20 protein-coding genes and 1 pseudogene are annotated in these 18,520 nt (G+C 56.0%); 13 read left to right on the top strand and 8 right to left on the bottom strand.

What is annotated here, in order from left to right; genetic code table 11:
• The 13 genes from hisH to IF809_RS35510 form a co-directional block, all read left to right on the top strand.
• A partial coding sequence (gene hisH / locus IF809_RS35570; RefSeq protein WP_462839871.1) for an imidazole glycerol phosphate synthase subunit HisH occupies positions 1-523 on the top strand: 523 nt, incomplete at its 5' end.
• Between the two features lie 2 nt (positions 524-525).
• Entirely contained in the window at positions 526-1,311 is a 786-nt protein-coding gene (locus IF809_RS35565) for an AglZ/HisF2 family acetamidino modification protein (RefSeq protein WP_462839870.1), read from the top strand.
• Positions 1,312-1,338: 27 nt separating this feature from the next.
• Positions 1,339-2,367, top strand: a complete 1,029-nt coding sequence (locus IF809_RS35560) for a polysaccharide biosynthesis protein (protein WP_453996730.1) — start codon at positions 1,339-1,341, stop codon at positions 2,365-2,367.
• A 5-nt stretch (positions 2,368-2,372) separates the two neighbouring features.
• A complete protein-coding gene (gene wbjC, locus IF809_RS35555) occupies positions 2,373-3,485 on the top strand; it encodes a UDP-2-acetamido-2,6-beta-L-arabino-hexul-4-ose reductase (RefSeq protein ID WP_453996732.1) in 1,113 nt (370 codons plus the stop codon).
• Positions 3,485-4,618, top strand: coding sequence for a UDP-N-acetyl glucosamine 2-epimerase (locus IF809_RS35550; protein ID WP_453996734.1), 1,134 nt, complete (start codon positions 3,485-3,487; stop codon positions 4,616-4,618). The genes wbjC and IF809_RS35550 overlap by 1 nt, the downstream gene beginning before the upstream one ends.
• A gap of 9 nt (positions 4,619-4,627) precedes the next feature.
• Complete coding sequence (locus IF809_RS35545; RefSeq protein WP_462839869.1) at positions 4,628-5,854, top strand: glycosyltransferase family 4 protein; 1,227 nt, start codon at positions 4,628-4,630, stop codon at positions 5,852-5,854.
• Between the two features lie 61 nt (positions 5,855-5,915).
• Positions 5,916-7,229 (top strand): nucleotide sugar dehydrogenase, encoded by a 1,314-nt coding sequence (locus IF809_RS35540; protein ID WP_462839868.1) that lies wholly within the window; start codon positions 5,916-5,918, stop codon positions 7,227-7,229.
• Between the two features lie 67 nt (positions 7,230-7,296).
• On the top strand, positions 7,297-7,494 hold the full coding sequence (locus IF809_RS35535; RefSeq protein WP_462839867.1) for a hypothetical protein: 198 nt from the start codon (positions 7,297-7,299) through the stop codon (positions 7,492-7,494).
• Between the two features lie 96 nt (positions 7,495-7,590).
• Positions 7,591-8,538: an NAD-dependent epimerase/dehydratase family protein gene (locus tag IF809_RS35530; RefSeq protein WP_462839866.1), complete on the top strand. Its 948-nt coding sequence runs from the start codon at positions 7,591-7,593 to the stop codon at positions 8,536-8,538.
• A gap of 145 nt (positions 8,539-8,683) precedes the next feature.
• Positions 8,684-9,091, top strand: a complete 408-nt coding sequence (locus IF809_RS35525) for an NUDIX domain-containing protein (RefSeq protein ID WP_453996743.1) — start codon at positions 8,684-8,686, stop codon at positions 9,089-9,091.
• 520 nt (positions 9,092-9,611) lie between these two features.
• Positions 9,612-10,400: a hypothetical protein gene (locus IF809_RS35520; RefSeq protein WP_462839865.1), complete on the top strand. Its 789-nt coding sequence runs from the start codon at positions 9,612-9,614 to the stop codon at positions 10,398-10,400.
• A complete protein-coding gene (gene tnpB, locus IF809_RS35515) occupies positions 10,375-10,644 on the top strand; it encodes an IS66 family insertion sequence element accessory protein TnpB (protein WP_453996747.1) in 270 nt (89 codons plus the stop codon). The genes IF809_RS35520 and tnpB overlap by 26 nt, the downstream gene beginning before the upstream one ends.
• Positions 10,645-10,848: 204 nt before the next feature.
• The gene (locus tag IF809_RS35510; protein WP_462839864.1) at positions 10,849-11,451 is read left to right on the top strand and encodes a plasmid pRiA4b ORF-3 family protein; all 603 of its coding nucleotides are present in this window, start codon (positions 10,849-10,851) and stop codon (positions 11,449-11,451) included.
• Between the two features lie 87 nt (positions 11,452-11,538).
• On the opposite strand, the gene IF809_RS35505 is transcribed toward IF809_RS35510, so the two are convergent.
• The 8 genes and pseudogenes from IF809_RS35505 to IF809_RS35470 all read right to left on the bottom strand — a co-directional run bounded on the left by IF809_RS35505 (position 11,539) and on the right by IF809_RS35470 (position 17,878).
• Positions 11,539-12,360, bottom strand: coding sequence for a hypothetical protein (locus IF809_RS35505; protein WP_462839863.1), 822 nt, complete (start codon positions 12,358-12,360; stop codon positions 11,539-11,541).
• Positions 12,361-13,108: 748 nt separating this feature from the next.
• A pseudogene (locus IF809_RS35500) lies at positions 13,109-13,907 on the bottom strand (IS3 family transposase); the annotation flags it as partial.
• Positions 13,908-13,994: 87 nt separating this feature from the next.
• Positions 13,995-14,789, bottom strand: coding sequence for a YdcF family protein (locus IF809_RS35495; protein WP_462839862.1), 795 nt, complete (start codon positions 14,787-14,789; stop codon positions 13,995-13,997).
• 54 nt (positions 14,790-14,843) lie between these two features.
• Entirely contained in the window at positions 14,844-15,455 is a 612-nt protein-coding gene (locus tag IF809_RS35490) for an LbetaH domain-containing protein (RefSeq protein ID WP_462839861.1), read from the bottom strand.
• Positions 15,456-15,669: 214 nt separating this feature from the next.
• Positions 15,670-16,041 (bottom strand): hypothetical protein, encoded by a 372-nt coding sequence (locus tag IF809_RS35485; protein ID WP_462839860.1) that lies wholly within the window; start codon positions 16,039-16,041, stop codon positions 15,670-15,672.
• A gap of 449 nt (positions 16,042-16,490) precedes the next feature.
• Positions 16,491-16,709: a lysozyme family protein gene (locus IF809_RS35480; RefSeq protein ID WP_462839859.1), complete on the bottom strand. Its 219-nt coding sequence runs from the start codon at positions 16,707-16,709 to the stop codon at positions 16,491-16,493.
• A gap of 207 nt (positions 16,710-16,916) precedes the next feature.
• A complete protein-coding gene (locus IF809_RS35475) occupies positions 16,917-17,573 on the bottom strand; it encodes a hypothetical protein (RefSeq protein WP_462839858.1) in 657 nt (218 codons plus the stop codon).
• Entirely contained in the window at positions 17,573-17,878 is a 306-nt protein-coding gene (locus IF809_RS35470; RefSeq protein WP_462839857.1) for a hypothetical protein, read from the bottom strand. The genes IF809_RS35475 and IF809_RS35470 overlap by 1 nt, the downstream gene beginning before the upstream one ends.
• Between the last annotated feature and the right edge of the window lie 642 nt (positions 17,879-18,520).

Raw genomic sequence — 18,520 nt, 5'->3', positions numbered from 1 at the left:
AGCGGCTGACCTCAAGGTCGCCTCGAAGCTGATCCTTCCTGGCGTCGGGCACTTCGATCATGCGATGCGCCTATTGCAGGCCTCTGGCATGCGTGAGTCGCTGGACGAGCTCGTGCTTCGGGGGAATGTGCCGGTTATCGGCGTATGCGTGGGTATGCAAATCCTTGGCCGCTCGAGCGAGGAAGGAAACCTGCCGGGACTGGGCTGGATCGATGCCGATGTGAAATCTTTCAAAACGTCCGGAGTCGCTGAGGATATGCCGGTTCCGCACATGGGATGGAACGATGTTCGGCCGCGAGCCTCGGAGCTCCTGTTTGATGGCTTGCAGAACCAGGCGAGGTTCTACTTTTTGCACTCGTACTATATGGAATGTGATAGGCCCGAAAACGTCGTGGCGACTAGCCATTACGGCGCAGAGTTTGCCTGCGCCGTACGTTCAGCCCACATCCATGGCGTCCAGTTTCATCCTGAAAAGAGCCACCATTTCGGGAATCGGCTCTTGACAAATTTCGCGGCGCTCTGAGCATGCTTCGACCAAGAATAATACCGTGTTTGCTAGTCCACAATGGTGGCTTGGTCAAAACGGTATGCTTCAAGGATCCGAAGTATGTCGGCGATCCCATAAATGCCGTGAAGATCTTCAATGAGAAGGAAGCCGATGAGCTCGCGGTCTTTGACATCGACGTTACTGTCCGGGCCGCAGAACCCAACTTCAGAATGATTAGTAAGCTAGCGGCAGAGTGTCGGATGCCGCTCTGTTATGGCGGAGGCGTCAAGACCGTCTCACAAGCCCGCCAAATCATAGGCCTGGGCGTCGAGAAGATAGCGCTGAGCTCGGCTGCGGTCGAGACGCCGGAACTGATAGCAGAGACTGCGAGGGAGATCGGCGGACAGAGCGTCGTCGTCGTTATCGACGCTAAGAAAGATCATCAGACCGGTCAGTATCTTGCGTGGACGCATAACGGCTGTCAAAAGACGGGCCGCTCGGTCGTGGATTTGGCTCAGCAGGCGGAGAGCCTTGGTGCTGGAGAGATTGTAATCAATTCCATCGATCAGGATGGAAAGATGAAGGGCTATGATCTCGAGCTCGCAAGGTTGGTCAGGCAGTCGGTGCGACTTCCGATTTCGCTGCTGGGCGGAGCGGGCTCTCTGTCCGATATCGGGTCACTTCTGGCCACTTGCGGCACGGTGGGCGCCGCGGCCGGTAGTCTGTTTGTGTTCAAGGGACCCTACAAGGCCGTCCTGATAAATTATCCCGAATCTTCCACCAAGGAACAGCTGTTTGCTCAAAAGACAAATTCGAAGTCTTGAAGCGACGGCCTTTATGATTGCTGCACCATGTTCAAAGATCGAGTTTTGCTAATAACCGGTGGCACGGGTTCGTTCGGACAAGCCGTGCTGAAGCGTTTTCTGAGCTCTGATGTGGGTGAGATTAGGATCTTTAGCCGCGATGAAAAGAAGCAGGATGATCTTCGCAAGCGCTACCCCCATCCCAAGTTGAAGTTCTACATCGGAGACGTCCGGGAGCCGCGCAGTGTCGCTGCGGCCATGCGGGGAGCAGATTATTGCTTTCACGCTGCTGCCTTGAAGCAGGTGCCATCGTGCGAGTTCTATCCCATGGAGGCGGTGCGGACCAACGTTCTGGGAACGGAGAACGTTCTCGAAGCCGCGATCGCCGCCAAAGTCAAACGCGTGGTTTGCCTGAGCACAGACAAGGCTGTCTACCCGGTCAATGCCATGGGCATGTCAAAGGCGATGATGGAGAAAGTGATGGTTGCGGTCTCCCGCAATCTTCACGGCACTATCATTTGCGGAACGCGATATGGCAACGTGATGGCTTCGCGTGGATCGGTAATCCCGCTCTTTGTCAGTCAAGTACAGGCCGGCAAGCCAGTTACCATCACCGATCCTGCCATGACGCGTTTCATGATGTCGCTCGATGAGTCGGTCGAGCTTGTGCTATATGCGTTCGCGCATGGCGATAACGGTGATATTTTCGTACAAAAAGCCCCGGCCGCGACGGTTGCGGTATTGGCGAGAGCTTTGCTGGAAGTCATGGGACGTCCCGAGTATCCAATTGCGGAAATTGGCACGAGGCACGGCGAGAAGCTCTATGAGACCCTGCTCAGCCGCGAGGAAATGAGCTATGCTGAAGATCGCGGGAGCTATTACCGCGTTCCTCCCGATGCGAGAGATTTGAACTATTCGAAGTATGTCGAGCAGGGCGAGAGCCGTATCAGCGTGGGCCATGATTATAACTCGCAGAATACGCAGCAGCTCGATGTATCCGCGATGAAGGATGTCCTCCTTCGTCTCGAGTTCATACAGCGCGTCATTCGCGGCGAAGGAACGAGCCTGGACGATTAGTTGCCATGAAGATCTTGATCACTGGAGCAGACGGGTTCATCGGAGCCAATCTGCGAACGCGTTTGCGCGAAGAGGCAAGCCACGAGGTCGTCAGGATTACGCGAGCGAGCTCGTTCGAGGAGTTGACCGACGGGCTTTCAGCGGTCGACATCGTTTATCACCTCGCGGGCGTCAATCGTCCCCTTGCGGTTGATCAATTCGCCAGCGGCAATCAGCTGTTTACCGAGCGAATTTGCGAGACCCTTGAAAGGCTGAACCGTAATATCCCGGTGGTGTTTGCGTCCTCGACGCAAGCTCTCCATGACAATCCCTACGGTCGAAGCAAGCTTGCGGCGGAGAACGCTTTGGCGCGTTACGCTGAGCGGACAGGTGCGCCCGTTTCGATTTTCCGGTTGACCAACGTCTTTGGCAAGTGGGCGAGGCCAAACTACAATTCGGTCGTCGCGACTTTCTGCTACAATGTCGCCCGTGGATTGCCGCTTCAGATCCATGATGCCTCGGCCAAGCTCCGGTTGCTCCATGTTGATGAGGTAGTTGATGCCTTCGTCGCATGCTTGACGCTGCGAAGCAGCGTAGTCCGATTTGCGGGGGTGGAGCCTGTCTACGATACGACGGTCGGTGAGCTTGCTGAAGTCATCACCAGCTTTCGCGAGAGCCGTTCTACATTGGTTAGTCCGCCGGTAGGCACGGGCCTCGTCAGGGCCCTGTACGCGACCTATACGACTTATCTTCCGGTGGCTGACTTCGTCTACCGGGTTCCTACATACGAGGATCCAAGGGGAACGTTCGCCGAGGTTCTGAAGACACCCAACTCAGGCCAATTCTCGTATTTTACTGCGCGCCCCGGCGTCATGCGGGGCGGGCACTATCACCACAGTAAGACCGAAAAATTTGTCGTTCTGAATGGAGTGGCGAGGTTCTGTTTTCGACAGATTGAGACCGGTGAGCTTTACGAAGTGGTGGTGCGGGGAGGTCAGGGAGACGTCGTGGAGACAATCCCGGGTTGGGCGCATGACATTACTAACATCGGAACTGACGACCTCATTGTGATGCTTTGGGCGAATGAGATATTCGATCGTTCCCGTCCGGATACCATCCCTGCGAAGGTTATCGTTTGATGAAGAGGCTCAAGGTTGTCACCATTGTAGGCACGCGACCTGAAATTATCCGCTTGTCGCGCGTAATCGTGAAACTCGACCAGCACTGTAATCATGTGCTCGTCCACACAGGGCAGAATTACGATTACGAGCTGAACGGTATTTTCTTTGACGATCTTGGGATCAGAAGTCCCGACCAGTTTCTCGATTGCGCCGGGGATGGCGCGATGCAGACGATCGCGAACGTGATAGCAAAGGCCGATGGTGTGCTTGCGCAGGAGCAGCCCGACGCACTCCTGGTGCTGGGCGATACCAACAGCTGCCTCTCGGTCATTCCGGCGAAGCGTCGCAAGGTGCCGATCTTTCACATCGAGGCCGGCAATCGATGCTTTGATCAGCGAGTGCCTGAAGAAATCAACCGGCGTATTGTAGATCACACCTCAGATATCAATCTCACATACAGCTCTATAGCCCGCGAGTACCTCTTGCGGGAGGGCATCCCGCCTGATTCCGTAATCAAGATCGGCAGTCCGATGTTCGAAGTGCTCCAGCACTATAGACCGAAAATCGATGCGTCTCGCGTCCTGGAGCAACTCGGGCTTGTGAGCGGTGGCTTCTTCGTTGTGAGTGCCCATCGCGAAGAGAACATCGAAGCGCCAGCGTCGTTCTTAAAACTCGTTAATGTGCTGAACGCGGTTGCCGAAGACCACGGCCTGCCAGTCCTCGTCTCGACCCATCCCCGCACCAAGAAGAGGATTGATCAAGCGAACGCACGTCTTCATCGTTTAGTCCAGTTGTCGAAGCCGCTCAGCTTTAGCGACTACGTGAAGCTGCAACTGTCCGCTCGCGCCGTGTTGTCGGACAGCGGAACGATCAACGAGGAGTCGTCCATCCTCAATTTTCGAGCTCTCAATCTGAGGGAGGCATTCGAACGCCCGGAAGCGATGGAAGAGGCGGCCGTCATGATGGTCGGTCTGGATATCGAACGGATACGTCAGGCGCTGTCAGTACTTGACGCGCAATCCGTTGGTTCAAAACGGGCCTTTCGACTTGTCGACGATTACGATGTTTCAAATGTATCGGACAAGGTCGTTCGAATCCTCCATAGCTATACCGACTATGTAAATCGCGTAGTCTGGCGCAAGTATAATTGAGTTGGGCGATTGCGCATTCTCATTGTAAGCCAGTACTTCTGGCCCGAGAATTTTCGGATCAATGAATTGGTGAGCGAGTTAACGGCGCGCGGCCATGAGGTTGTGGTCCTGACCGGGCTCCCAAACTATCCATCTGGCCGGGTTTATGCGGAATATCAACGCAAGCCTGACGCATTTGGTGAATTTAGTGGCGCTTCAATCGTTCGGGTTCCGATAGTCTCGCGCGGTCGAAACCGCCTCCAGTTGATGCTGAACTATCTGAGCTTTGTCATCTCTGGTTCCATCGTTGCTCCTTGGAAACTGAGAGGAAGGCAGATCGATGTCATTTTCGTATTTCTAGTTTCGCCAATAACGGCATCATTGCCAGCGCTGTTGATCGGTCGCCTGAAGAGCGCGCCCGTGGCGCTGTGGGTTCTGGACCTCTGGCCGGATACTTTAACGGCGCTTGGGGTGGTTCGATCAAAGCTTGTGCTTAGCTGCGTTGGGCGGCTGGTGTCGTTCATTTATCGGCGCTCCGGGCGAATATTCGTGCAGTCCCGTGCTTTTGTCGCGAATGTTGCGCGCTATGTGGAGGATGCGGATCGGATTCGTTATCTTCCGGGCTGGGCAGAGCAGGTCTTTGAAGACGGCTTGGCTGACTCAGGCCCACCCGCAATGGACTCCATTGGCAGAAAATTCAAAATCCTATTTGCAGGCAACATCGGTGAAGCGCAGGACTTTCCCGCAATCTTGACAGCGATCGAATGCTTGAGGGATAGACCGGATATTCATTGGATTATTGTAGGTGATGGTCGCGCGAAACCATATCTTGAGAAAGAGGTCGAGGAGCGCAAGTTAGAGGCGCTTGTCACATTAATGGGACGGCGGCCAATCGAAGAGATGCCCGGGCTCTTTCGAGCAGCCGACGCCCTATTGGTCTCGCTGAAGCCTGATCCCATCTTCAGTTTGACAATTCCGGGCAAGGTGCAGAGCTATCTTGCTGCGGGCGTGCCACTTCTAGCGATGCTGGATGGTGAAGGTGCGCGGGTGGTCGCTGAAGCCTACGCAGGCTTTGTTTGTCCGGCGGGCGATGGAGCAGAACTTGCACGCCAAGCCGTCCGACTTGCTGGCACTCCGGCATCCGAACGGGCACTAATGGGCGCATGCGGGCGCGCCTATGCCTTGCGCGAATTCAATAGATCGGACCTTGTTTCAAGGTTGGAACAAGACTTAGTCGGACTCGTACGAAACGGCTAGAAGGACTGAGCAACGATTAAGTTCTTGCTCAGTGCTCTCGCACAATTTAAGGGCTCATAGGGTGACCGATAGATACTCCAGGCTCGTCACTAAACTTAAGGACAGAACCGCCACGGTCGGGATCATCGGTCTCGGTTACGTTGGTCTTCCACTGTTGCTCCGCTACTGTGAGGTTGGTTACCGGGTGATTGGATTTGATGTGGACCAATCTAAGGTAGATGCGCTCCGAAGTGGCAAGTCCTACATTGAGCACATTCCGGCGGAGAAGCTCGCGCCGTTCGTTATGAATCAATTCGAGCCCACCACTGACCTGTCCCGTGTAGCCGAGGTGGACGCGCTCATCCTCTGCGTTCCCACTCCACTTAGCAAACATCGCGAACCAGACCTTAGCTTTGTGATCGGCACGATTGATTCTGTACTTCCTTATCTGCACGACGGGATGGTGCTGTCTCTGGAAAGTACGACTTATCCGGGTACAACGGATGAGGAGTTGAAGCCAAGGATCGAGGCACGAGGTTTGAAAGTCGGGGCGGATATATTCCTAATTTTTTCACCCGAACGGGAAGATCCCGGAAATCCGAATTTTTCCACGAGGACCATTCCAAAGGTATGCGGAGGGTGCACCCCACAGTGTTTAAAAGTCGGAATCGCGCTCTACGAGCAGGTTGTCGACAAGGTCGTCCCAGTGAGTTCCGCTCGTGCTGCCGAGCTTACGAAGCTCCTGGAAAACATTCATCGATCAGTGAACATAGGACTCGTGAACGAAATGAAAATTGTGGCAGATCGGATGGGAATCGATCTGCACGAGGTCATTCGCGCGGCGGCAACAAAACCGTTCGGCTTTGTTCCATATTATCCGGGCCCTGGGATCGGAGGACACTGTATTCCAATCGATCCTTTTTACTTAACCTGGAAAGCTAGAGAATACGGCGTTCACACTCGTTTCATTGAGCTAGCAGGTGAGATCAATTCCTCAATGCCGGAATATGTCATTTCGAAGGTCGCTGAAAGCCTGAACGCTCGCAAGAAATCTGTCAATGGAAGTCGAATCTTGGTGCTTGGACTAGCGTACAAAAAGAACGTGGATGATTCCCGAGAGTCCCCCGCTGTCGTGATAATGGAGCGTCTTCGCGACCTTGGAGCATCGATCTCTTACACCGATCCGCACATTCCCGTGTTCCCAGTAATGCGCGCACATAGCTTCTCTCTCTCGAGCGTAACTTTGACAAAGCAGTCGATTGCCGAGTTCGACTGTCTCGTGCTTGCGACCGATCATGATAAGTTCGATTACGAGTTGATAAAGGCGCATGCCGAGTTGATCGTCGACTGTCGAGGAAGATTTGCCGAATCCGCCTCGAATATCGTAAAGGCCTAAAAAGTGGCCGAAATCTTGGGCTAGCTCATCCGATGAGAGTGTCATTCTTGTGCTTGGAGGCAACGCCGTGACACGTAGAACAAGCCAGTCAAACGAGCCGGTGGAGGGTGCCGCGCCTGAATATGGATGCCCAGAGGATGAAGAGGTCACGTTTAACATCGTGTTAGAAAAAGCAGTGCTCCGCAAGCAGCGGCGGCAGCCGGGTTCCGTAGCTCAACTGGCAAACAATGCCGAAGAAAAGAAGAAGGGCGATGGGGCGACCTAAACCCAAGGCCCTCAGGGCGAACGTCGTGCTGGGGTTTCGACTGCGATGAATTTTGATGACGTTTCTCTGAGCTCATCGCAAAGTGGATAGTGAAGAATGCCTCTCAGAGTATTGGTCACTGGCTCGTCGGGCTTCATAGGCAGGGCTGTGACTTCTGCGCTTGCGCACTCTGGCTTTGAAGTCCGCGCCGCTTCCCGGCGTTTCGATTCCAGCATCAGTCCTGGCATTGAGTGGGCTCAATTGCCGGATCTTGAGAAAGAGTTCGACTGGTCGAAGTTGCTCGAGAGTGTGGATGTGGTCGTTCACTTGGCGGCAATAGCTCACCGCTCCGTTAGGGAAACTCCCAACTATGATGCTATAAACAGAGGTGCTACAATACGGTTGGCGAAAGCTTGCGCCGAGCGGAATATCAAGCGTCTAATTTTTACTTCCTCAATCGGCGCCCAAACCGGATCAGCCGCTGACTCAATAGCCACCGAAAGGCAAGTTCCGAAACCTGTAACAGCATACGATCGATCAAAACTCGCGGCGGAAGAAGATATCCGCGCTTCGGGCGTGCCGTTCACTATTCTGCGTCCGGTGCTCGTCTATGGTTCGGGTGTTAAGGCAAACATGGCTTTGATGGTGCGTTTAGCCTGCCTGCCTTTGCCACTTCCAATTGGTGCTTTCAAAAACAAGCGCTCACTGCTCTCTATTGCAAATCTCACAAGTGCGCTGTTGTTCTGTATCGAAAACGATAAAACTATCAATCGCACCTTTGTAGTTTGCGATCCAAGCTCCCTCGAGTTATCTGAAATGTTCGCGATCCTTCGTCAAGCCTCGGGTCGATCGCCTCTTCTTATGCCGTTTCCCCCAATGGTGATCAAGGCGATGCTTCTGGCGCTCGGCAAGAGGGAGGTTTGGGATCGCGTCGGCCGCAATCTAGTGGCCAGTTCAGAGGAGCTTCAACGTCTCGGCTGGTCACCACCCGTGAAGACTGAGGATGGACTCCGGGATCTGATGAACAGCTGGATCCTTTCACGGCGCAAGGGCGGCGCAAAGTAAGCTCACGATTTCGCTCCATGGCGCCTCGACTTTGTCATTAGATCGTACAGAGTCATAATTAATCGATGCTGCAGAGGTGCAGCAACAGGAGCCCACGGTCTCGCTCGCACCAAGCCGCGCGTTCAACAGAGTACGGAGGACGAGGATGCGCGAAATAGCCGCTGCGGTACTCTTAGATCAATGCGAACGATTGTTGGTTCAATTGCGTGATGATATCCCCGGCGTCCTCCAGCCCGGCAAGATCGGACTTTTCGGCGGTCATCGCGAACGGGACGAAAGCTTGCTAGATTGCGCCGTACGAGAAGTGGGCGAAGAAATCAGCTATCATATTCCTGCGGATCGATTTGAACCCTTGATGACCTTCGATGGATCTGATCCGGAGATAAAGGGTGGTCGAGTGAAGGGTGAATTCTTTGTCGTTCGCAATGTGCCTGTAGATCGACTTAGAATCACGGAAGGCAAATTACTAATCCTGCGGCCTGAAGAGATTTTGATGCTGCGCGGTAGGTTGACCCCCATAGCATCCCTTGTGCTTGACCGGTTTATGCAATAGGGCCCGTTCATGCAGATCTTAGGAGTCGGGGAATTCAGTGAGCTCAAGTACGTGGCTATGCGCGGGAGCGTTCACATTATACTGAGATCGGGGGATGACCAAAAGAGTTGTCGAGGTTCCTTGATTTAGACTGCGCTGAGGAACGCGGCGTCGCCGCCAACGAAAAATAAAGACACAACAAGAACTACGCGACGTTGCTCTCCCAATCGTCTACACTACACGTTAAGTGGAGTTTACAAGGGCCTGAGCGATCTCAATAGGATGGCCTCAGACGTGCCAGGTCTTTCCGCGTTCTTGGTTGTACTCCTCCGCGAAACGCTGGAGATCTTGAACGCATTCGCAAAGTACGAGGCGTGTCTAGTTCACGTGTTGTGCGTGCTTGGTAAGAGGGCGTGCGACTGGCTATTCCGTCTCAGCGTGGCTTGAACTTGAACTCTAATGTAGGCTAGTTCGCCACTTACGCTTCGGTCTGGCGAGTTCTGGCTAAAATAGCCAAACCCTCAATTATTTGGGCAAAATGATGCAAGACGACCTCGCATGGATAAAGGAAAAGTGCAGAGTTGTCCGCCAGGCTTGGAAGCTCGTCGCTTCGGGAACTCTAGCCATCGGGTTAGTTGGGGGAGCGATTGTGGTCGCGACCAACGTGCCCGTTTATACATCCAGGATGATCTTACCCTTGGGTGCTCGCGTCCTTGGCCTGATTAAAAGCGATGCTGTTCTCAATCCAATCATTGGGCGGGAAACCAGTGGAGTGGTGAGCGAGGATCAGCGAATGTCCCTAGCTAATAAGATTTCGGTGTCGGCTGAAATGGCGCAAGGCAGCGGGCTATATAATGTTAGCGCCCTGGGGCGGACTCCCCAGGAGGCTCAAGATATCTTGCAAAGAATTCTTGATCAGGTTCTTAAACTTTCCCGGCCTTCGGGCGCTTGGCGGGACAAAATTCTGGCAGAAATCGAGTTATTGAAAAGGTCAATTGACGAGTCCAAGAAGCTCTCAGCTAAGCTCAATGACAACCTAGAGCATGTGACCACCGGGAGTGAGGGTGAAGTGTATGCACGCGCTTTTGTGTTTCTGCTCTCAGATATCAGGCAGCAAGAGCATCGACTCTTGGATTTAGACGAGTCTCTGCAGGGGCTGCGCGAGGAGGATATTGTCGTGCGTCCGACCTTGGCCGTGACGCCTGAACCTCAAGGCTTGTGGCGTAAGTTGGTCCTTGTTTGGGGAGGGGCACTAGTTTTGATGTGCCTAGTTGCCGTCGCCACAATGGGATATCGCCCCGGAGTTGGCGAAGGAGGCGCTGGGCTATGACCCGATGAAGGGCGTGGCGGTGGTCTTCCGTGCGAAGCGCGCTGACCGCGTGAAGATCGTCGTGTGGGATGGCAGTGGCTTTGTGATGTACTGGAAGCGGCTCGATGGCAGCGGCTTCAAATGGCCTCCCATCGTGGCCGGCGTCATGCGGATGAATGCCGCCCAGCTGTCGGCCCTTCTGGCCGGCATGGATTGGACGCGCATGCATGCACCTGGAGCCGCGCAGCCGAAAGCACTTGCGTAAAGATACAAATCTTCGCTGCATCGGGGCGCGAAGCGTCGAATTGCCTGATGAGCTGCCGAGCGATCCGGCCGAGTTGCGCGTCTTTGCCGCGACTTTGCTGGATCGCTGCGCCAGGCTCGAGCGGTTGGCCTGCGGCGCGACTGGACGAACTGCTCCCTTGGGCATCGATCTACAGGATGCTTGCATCGATCCGAGGCTGGCGGCATGAGCCTGAACACGACCGCGGTCCGGATCAAGGTGACCCTCAAGGACGTAAAACCGGAGGTGATGCGTCGCCTTGTCGTACCCGTCACCCTGCGTCTTGATCGGCTGCATTTGACGCTTCAGGAGGCGTTTGGCTGGACAAACAGCCACCTCTTCGAGTTCTTCGCGGGTGAGGCCCGTTGGGGGATTCCTGATCCCCACAACGATTACGGCCACCAGCCCATGAATGCCAGAAAAGCGCGGCTTTGCGATATCGTTCGCGAGACCGGCGCCAAGACGATCCACTATCTCTATGACTTCGGCAACAGCTGGGACCATGTGATCAAACTCGAAAAATGGTTCGAGAATACAACGACGGAGGGGCTTCCATTCCTGCTCGAGGCCGCCGGTCGTTGTCCTCCGGAAGACGTCGGCGGTGCGCCAGGCTATGCCGAATACCTCGCCGCCATCAGCGACCCCAGCCATCCCGAGCACGAACACATGCGCCTCTGGGGCCCGGAGCGGTTCGATGCCAACGTCGTCGACCGGAAGGCGCTCGAGGCCGCTGTCAACGCGTTGTGCGACACATGGATACCGCGGCGACGCGCCACGCGAACAAAATAGGCGTCAAGCGTCATTCAAAAGGGCTGCAGAGCTACGCTTACGCTTCATCGCTGCGGTATGGGCCGCCCCGAAAGTGAAATCAGACTGCTATTCCCACTTGTTCTGGAATGTAGAACGCCCTTTTCGCTCATGCCTAATCAGAACGACAAGTGCCATTAGACAAAAAGAACCGATGGCGACGACTGTAAGCTTCCTAAGTGTGCCTGCCGGTTCCGGCAAGCTTGGCAAGGTCGGCTTAACAGGGATATCTTCCAAGCGCAGGCCATCGAGTCCGTTTTGAAGCGTCCAAAGGGTGTGCTCCTTGGTGGCAATTTCGGAGACGAGAACTACAAGCGCACGAGCGTACATTTCTCCTTCGCTGCCACCCTTCTCTTTGTTCGCGTTTGCGGTAATGGCGGCTGCTGCAGACTTCAAATCAAAAAGCGTCTGCTTTAGGCTTTCGATCTGTTGCAGCGTATCCACGCGAGCAGTGCCAACAGGCTTCGATAGAGCAATGATCTGCGCAAGAAACTCGTTAAGAACCGCTTGAGCTTGCTCCGGCGTCTGATCAGTAAAAGAGAGGGAGTACAATCCGGACCCAGGGCTAAGTTCTTGCGAAATGACAAGCCTTCTCTGGAGAACTTCCCTTGCGACTTCGATATGTGGGAAATCGATTCCCAGATGGGTCGATCTTATGACCGGGTCGAGTACTGCTCCAGTCTTGATCACGGCCCGCGTCCGTGACGTTAGCGGCACGACCATACTCGACGCGTACTCCAGCTTGTGCCCCAGGAGAACACTCGAGAAACCAAGTGCGATTAGAGCAGCGGTACCCAAAACGAGGATTTTGAACGACGTCAGCAAAACATTTAGTTTTTCCAGAAGCCAGTTTAAATCGCTAAGTTCAGGCGTAGTTGTAGAGCGCTGCATTTGTCTCTAGTCCTCAATCGACAAGCCCTGATCGCAGCGTTATCCGTCGATCTCGACGAAAAAAGCTCTTGGCTCTGCGGCCCAAATGACTGCACGTCTTCAAGATTCTGTCGGTTCACGCAAAGTTGTACGTACGCGCCAGCAAGTCAACTAAAACTGGTGTTCCATGCGCGAAACCAACTAGACTTTGGTATGCCTGAGCGGGCTCGGCAAGCTGGACGCGATTGCGCGTCTGCTAAAGAGCTAACGGGGCTCTCACGGCGAGCCGCCTCAATACCAGGGGGCTGCTTCGACGGCTGATTGGATCGGACCGTAGCTAGCGACCATGCCGGCGTTGCTGCTGGCTCTCGCCGCGGGCAGTTCATCTAGGTGTGCATAACCCTATCTGGGAGTACAACGAACCGCTTTTGCATGGGGGCAAAGTCAGTGACAACGGCAAGAGCAAAAACGGCAACCGCCGACAGACACACAAAAACGAGAAAGTTCATTTGCTCGGCTCCGGCTTTCGTCGTGGAGTAGCGTTCGGCGGCCAGCGGCCAATGCGTAAAAGGCAGCAGAAATCTCTACGTCAGTCGATATCGTCGCCATCAAGACCGCCCCGCGGCTTGGATGTTCGCCGTACATCAAACAACCCTGGTAGAAAGACAGTCCGACTCTGACGAGATGCGATGCGCCTCAGTCCACCGATAGCCCGCAGCATGACCAGAGCAATTGTCGGTGCAGTAGTATCCGCCGAACTCGCCTCCCTCAACTGAGGTGTTATGGTGGCGCTCATCGACCGACCTACCACCCGGCGTGAGAACAGCTCGATCACTGCTGCGACGTAGAGCCAGCCCTCGGCCGTCCAGAGATACGCAAAGTCGGCGATCCACTTCTGGTTCGGCCGCTCGGCGGCGAATTGCCGGTCAAGGAGGTTCGCCGGCACGGTCTCGATCTGTCGATCGCCGCTGTCCTTCGGCAAGCGCCGGCCTCGCGTCCGCGCTCGCAAGCCTTGCAGGCGCATCAGCCGTTCGATTTGGTGCAGGCCACAGTCCGCTCGATCGGCGAGCAGATCACGCCACACCCGGGGCGCACCGTAGGTACGGTCGCTCGCCATGAAGCTGGCCTTCACCTTGCCGCCGAGCTCTTCGTCGCTGTGGGAGTCTGGCGCTGGGCGAGCGATTCAGCCAGGCATGGAAGCCAGACCGCGATACCCCCAGCGCATCGCATAGCCATGCCACCGGCCAGATCGCCCGGTGCTTCGCGATGAAGACGAACTTCATGTCGCTTCCTTCTTGAAGAAGGCTGCGGCCTTTTTAGGATATTCCACTCGGCCTTCAACTTGGCGACCTCACGGCGCACCCGCTCAATCTCCTGCTGCTCCGGCTTCATCTGCCCGTGGCCGGGAAAGGCCTGCACCGGATCGGAGCCGAACTCCTCAACCATTTGCGCAGAACGCTTTGATGAACATCCAGGTCGCGCCCGGCCTGCGCCACCGACATCCCACGCTCCCTGACCTGCTTGACCGCCTCGATCTTGAACTCGCGACTGAACTTCCGTCTCTTCATCGTCCACCTCCGGCTCATGAAACACCTAATCTCGGTGTCCATCAAACCGGCAGCAGCTCACATCTACCTGCGGACCGGCGGCATTTCTTAGGCACACGGTCCCGGAAGGAGTGCTCCAGTATCGCCAAAGAGGCGCGAGGCTATCAAACCTAGCCATTCGCGAGTGGCTATACCGGTGAGCACCAATCCATCAGCAATGCCATCCAAGCGGAATAGATCAAGGTGTCCCGTCGTGCGCCATCCGGTCGGTACTGCCTCAACATTGAAGCCGGCGGCACAGAAGAGACCAATTGCGCGCGGCATGTGAGATGCGGATGTGATTAGCAGCCAATGATCACCGGGCTTGGGACTAGCCATCAGCTTGCCGAAGGTAGCGTTCTCAGCGGTGTTTCGCGCCTCTCGTTCGATTTCGATACGGGAGCCGGGAATGCCTAGGTTCTCGAGGATCTGCGTCGCGTAGTCTGCTTCGCGAACGTCGCTGCCCAGGAGTTTAGAAGTTCCGCCAGTATAGATGATCCTGGCACGCGGATATTTACGCGCTAGTTTTGCGGCTTCGATTAATCGGTCGGCTTCGACTGGCGAGATCTCGTTTCGGGCGGTTGCGATTCCTGTATCAATCTGGCCACCTAAAATGATCAAACCAGTCGGATCTGTGCCAGTTGCCGTCCATGGAGGGAAGCGGTTCTCCAACGGGAGCAACATCAGGTTGCCGATTGGTGTAACGCCGGAGATCGCGAGGGCAACGAATGCACCCAGAAGCGTTCTGCGTCCGATTGCACCATACCTTGTCGGCAGCAGCGCCAATCCGAGGATGCCAGCTGCGAGTAACAAATTGGGGAGCACGAGCAGTGTGCCCATGGTTTTGGAGAGAAAGAAATACAAGAGGCTTCCAGGCTGCTTAGTAGGCCGCAAACAAACGGCATCGAGGATGGACGATCACGAAGGCTGTTGGTCTACGAGCGCGAGCCGTTGAACGATTGTTTTGGGCCTCAGTGCCGCCCCCGGCGCTATTACAGCATTGGCGCCCACCTTGCAGCCGTCCCCGATCAGGGCGCCAAATTTTGACACGCCGGTGTCGATCCGATGTCCATCGTGAGTAAAGGAGATTGAGGAGCCGGGAAGCTCGTTTCGATAGTTGGCAATGACGCAGCCGGCCTCCAAGTTTATGTCAGAGCCGAGGATACTATCCCCGATAAAGTTGAAATGAGCCAATTTGCAGCTGCGAAATAGGAACGAGGACTTGAGCTCGCAGCCAGGGCCGATGACGCAACTCTCGTCTATCCAGCAGCCTGCCCGGATCAGGGAGGTAGCTGCAATGAAACAGTGGGCACCAACAATAGCCGGGCCCTTGATCGTGGCGCCGACTTCAATCGTGGCGGTCCGATGTACGGCTACGCCGTTCGTGATGACGTGGTCTGATTCAAGCCCGACCAGCAATCGGCTAATGGCATCGGCTGAGTTTGATGTAAGCTCCCAGGGTGTCGGCTTGCCTAGTGCTGCGATCGGAGAGCCGACAAACCGAGAGATGTATTCTGTGGCAAATTTCATTCGCTGTGACTCCAGAGCAGAACGCGCAATCTGAAACACAAAAACCACCGGGTGAAGGCCTCACGGGTGGTGGTCAGATCGGGCCGTATCCGCAGGCCATCTGTCGGCCCTACCGGGGGCCTCGCATTCCAAGCCTGGGAGCCGCAAACGAGGATCTGGCCCTCTGATCGACTTCGGTATACCTCGATGCCAAGGCCGACGTGCTTCCGTTATCCTAATCGGCTGCCGCATACTGCTGCTGCTCGCAGTTTTCCAAAATGACGGATTGCCTGACGTCCTTGTACACGTCATCGAAAAACACAGAATACGTATAGTGCGGTCTGCTGAGCAATGGATTTGCCTCTCGCAGGCAGACAAAATAGTTTCCAGGACCGTGGTCCGTTTTTCGTAGCGTGGACGCCTCAACCGGCAAGGTCAGCTTTGCTGTTTGGACGGCCATCCGAACGCCTTTCTGGATTGCCTCTGGGCTCGGTGGTCCGGCCACCGCCGTGGCGATGGGTGGTGTCGAGGATGTGTCCGGCCACAAACCAAGGTTTGAACACGCCGACAAGAGCAAGGCGAGCACCGGCACAAAGCGTTTAATCATCGAGAAATTTGCGGGTTGATCTGCCGCTTTCGGCCGGCCGAAACGTCATGAAGCTGCATCTACACGAGCGCAGACCGACGGTACGATTGACCGAAAGATCAGCTTTACTCAACTAGCGCTAGATCAACAAGGGTTGATTGGTATTCCTTGCGTGGTGTAACGCGCGAACTACTCTGCATCGGGGGTGTGGACAAACACAAAATCCACGGCGTGAAGCCTCACGGATGGTGGTCAGATCGGGCTATGCGCAGGGCGGGGGCATCTGTCGGCCGTACCCAGTACCGGGGGCCTCGCATTCCAAGCCTGGAAGCGTGTCCTTTCGGGGCTCTTTGATCCATGCGCGCCGATATAGTGCCCGTGTTCGTCGACCACAATAACGCACCGCTGGACTCATCGAGGTGCTCGCGCGCAGCGGCCTGCGCTTAAGGCCGATTGAATGGGAACGATGCCTAGCGGCGCACATAGGCCGCCGCCTTGGCGCCGTGGACGCCGGCTGCACCCTTGAGGATTCCGCAGCTCGGCCTCGGAGACGCGGCCGCACCAGTCGGCCTCGATCTGCCCGGGGTCTGCGTGCCAAAATCGTAGCCGATATCGCCAGTGGGGCCCGACTGATCGCCAGGATAGGTCAACCCGCGCAGGCCACGGCTATAAACGGCTTCGCTCGTCATCTCCTCATCTCCTCAGCGACGGCGAGATAGAACGCGGCACGCGAAATGCCATGCAGGTCCTGCATGCTTGCCCCATGCTGAACTGCGCTCGGCAGTAAGCTGCCGCGCGCAGTCAATGACGGAAAGCTGAGAAAAATCAGTCCGTGAACGCTTGCATCGCGCTTGAAGCGCTAGCGCCCGGATTTCGGTCAAAAAAAGAGAGTGGCCCTAGGCCTTCAGCTTGTCGGCTACGATGGCCGCCATTGCAGCGATAAGGAACGCCGCCACCACGACGCCGCCAAACGCTCGAGCTATCCTCGGCCCTGGCGCGGCGAGCGGAGCCGTTGGCGAAATCACGACGTCCTCAAGCCGCAGGTCGTCCATTCTGGCTCGCATACGGGTGATTTCGGCCCTTAGGTTTTCGCTGCGCGCACTATTGATGAGTTCGCCGAGCCCCTTCGCTTCCCTGCCGCCCGATATTGGCAACTGCAGCTCAGCCAGGCGGACTTCTAGGACAGCAATCGCATCAGACACGCTCCGATTGATGGGGTTGCGATGCGAGGCAGCCACCAAACGCGTCAGGAGGGCCTGCAGCCTCGCCTGAGGCTGATCGGGTCCAGCAAGAGAGACCTCGAATATTTCAGACCCTTCCCCCAGGTGCTTCATCGAAATTGTGGGCTCATGCGACAAAGCAATACCGCGGAGATAAGGCGATAACGGAAGAACCATTTTTGAGACATACATGGGCGCCGGCCTTGTGATGACCGCCGCCGGGATACCAGCCAGGGCAACCGCCGCGAATGTCACGGCGGCGATCTTCCATCGTCTTGCGGCAGATTTCCCAAGATTGACCAACCAGCGAATGTCTTGGGCATCCTGCATCATCACGCCTTCCCGAATTCAAAGCACACACGCGCCCGATGTCCTTTAGCATCACAAGTAAGGCGCAAACTAGACGATGGACGCGCCGCGGTATGCAGTTCGAGGCGCCTCTCTAGCGATCCATAGCCGTAGACGGCGCGCGCACTCTCTGCAGCGGGCGTCACCGGCTTCATGGGCTCCGGTGCCAACTTCTCGACCGCGGCCAAACAATTCTGCAGATTCGCGTTTTCGGCCTGCCGCGCCGCAATGGCATCCTTGTGCATTTCCAGATCGACGAATTGCGAGCCGATCGCGAGCTTGATCCGCATCTCGGCCGGCAGGCCGCTGATAGCCGGTGAATTATCTCATGACATTTTACGCAGTCTCAAGCAATTCGATGGCTCCTCGAGCGCCGACGTCCGCGCCTGTGATCGGTCGAGGTGACCGACCCAGGCAAGCGCGAGAAGCTCGGACGACAGTCAGATATGGTTGGTCATATCGCTCGCATCCCGCGCAGGTCATCGCGCGTAAGGCCGTAAGAGCTCGGCTTGCCGGGAATATCGGCAGATCTCTGCCGAGCGGGGCTAGACCAGGCTGGGGAAGGGATGCGTCGTCATTCACGGCGATTCTAGGGCAGTGTCGCTTGCCGCCAGCGCTTGCGGGCGGAGGAAGCTCGCGCAGACCCGCGCTGAAGCAGTGCCGCGCGCAAAATGGCAATGTACGGGCCTGGTATGATGGCTTGCGGCGCCCATAGCGGGGAGGGCGCGAAGTGGCGGAATCGGAAAATGCCATTTAGGCGGCGCTACGCGACATGCAGACGGCGGCGCGACAATGCCGTAGCGGTTGGCGTCGTGGAGTCGACGGGCGAGGGTCTGAGACGCAATAGGCTGCGCAGGATGAGAAGGCTTCGGCCTCTGCATTAAAAGATCGATGGCGTCGTGAGCGAGCTGCATGCGCTCAAGGCCTAGGTC

The sequence above is a fragment of the Bradyrhizobium sp. UFLA06-24 genome, from assembly GCF_054967145.1.
The sequence above is the reverse complement of the archived record's forward strand: the minus strand, read 5'-3'. Positions and strand labels throughout refer to the sequence as shown.

Coding starts and splice junctions, on each gene's coding strand:
- IF809_RS35565 (WP_462839870.1), top strand. CDS start 526: ATGCTTCGACCAAGAATAATACCGTGTTTGCTAGTCCACAATGGTGGC.
- IF809_RS35560 (WP_453996730.1), top strand. CDS start 1,339: ATGTTCAAAGATCGAGTTTTGCTAATAACCGGTGGCACGGGTTCGTTC.
- wbjC (WP_453996732.1), top strand. CDS start 2,373: ATGAAGATCTTGATCACTGGAGCAGACGGGTTCATCGGAGCCAATCTG.
- IF809_RS35550 (WP_453996734.1), top strand. CDS start 3,485: ATGAAGAGGCTCAAGGTTGTCACCATTGTAGGCACGCGACCTGAAATT.
- IF809_RS35530 (WP_462839866.1), top strand. CDS start 7,591: ATGCCTCTCAGAGTATTGGTCACTGGCTCGTCGGGCTTCATAGGCAGG.
- IF809_RS35525 (WP_453996743.1), top strand. CDS start 8,684: ATGCGCGAAATAGCCGCTGCGGTACTCTTAGATCAATGCGAACGATTG.
- IF809_RS35520 (WP_462839865.1), top strand. CDS start 9,612: ATGCAAGACGACCTCGCATGGATAAAGGAAAAGTGCAGAGTTGTCCGC.
- IF809_RS35510 (WP_462839864.1), top strand. CDS start 10,849: ATGAGCCTGAACACGACCGCGGTCCGGATCAAGGTGACCCTCAAGGAC.
- IF809_RS35505 (WP_462839863.1), bottom strand. CDS start 12,360: ATGCAGCGCTCTACAACTACGCCTGAACTTAGCGATTTAAACTGGCTT.
- IF809_RS35490 (WP_462839861.1), bottom strand. CDS start 15,455: ATGAAATTTGCCACAGAATACATCTCTCGGTTTGTCGGCTCTCCGATC.
- IF809_RS35485 (WP_462839860.1), bottom strand. CDS start 16,041: ATGATTAAACGCTTTGTGCCGGTGCTCGCCTTGCTCTTGTCGGCGTGT.
- IF809_RS35480 (WP_462839859.1), bottom strand. CDS start 16,709: ATGACGAGCGAAGCCGTTTATAGCCGTGGCCTGCGCGGGTTGACCTAT.
- IF809_RS35475 (WP_462839858.1), bottom strand. CDS start 17,573: ATGATGCAGGATGCCCAAGACATTCGCTGGTTGGTCAATCTTGGGAAA.
- IF809_RS35470 (WP_462839857.1), bottom strand. CDS start 17,878: ATGCGGATCAAGCTCGCGATCGGCTCGCAATTCGTCGATCTGGAAATG.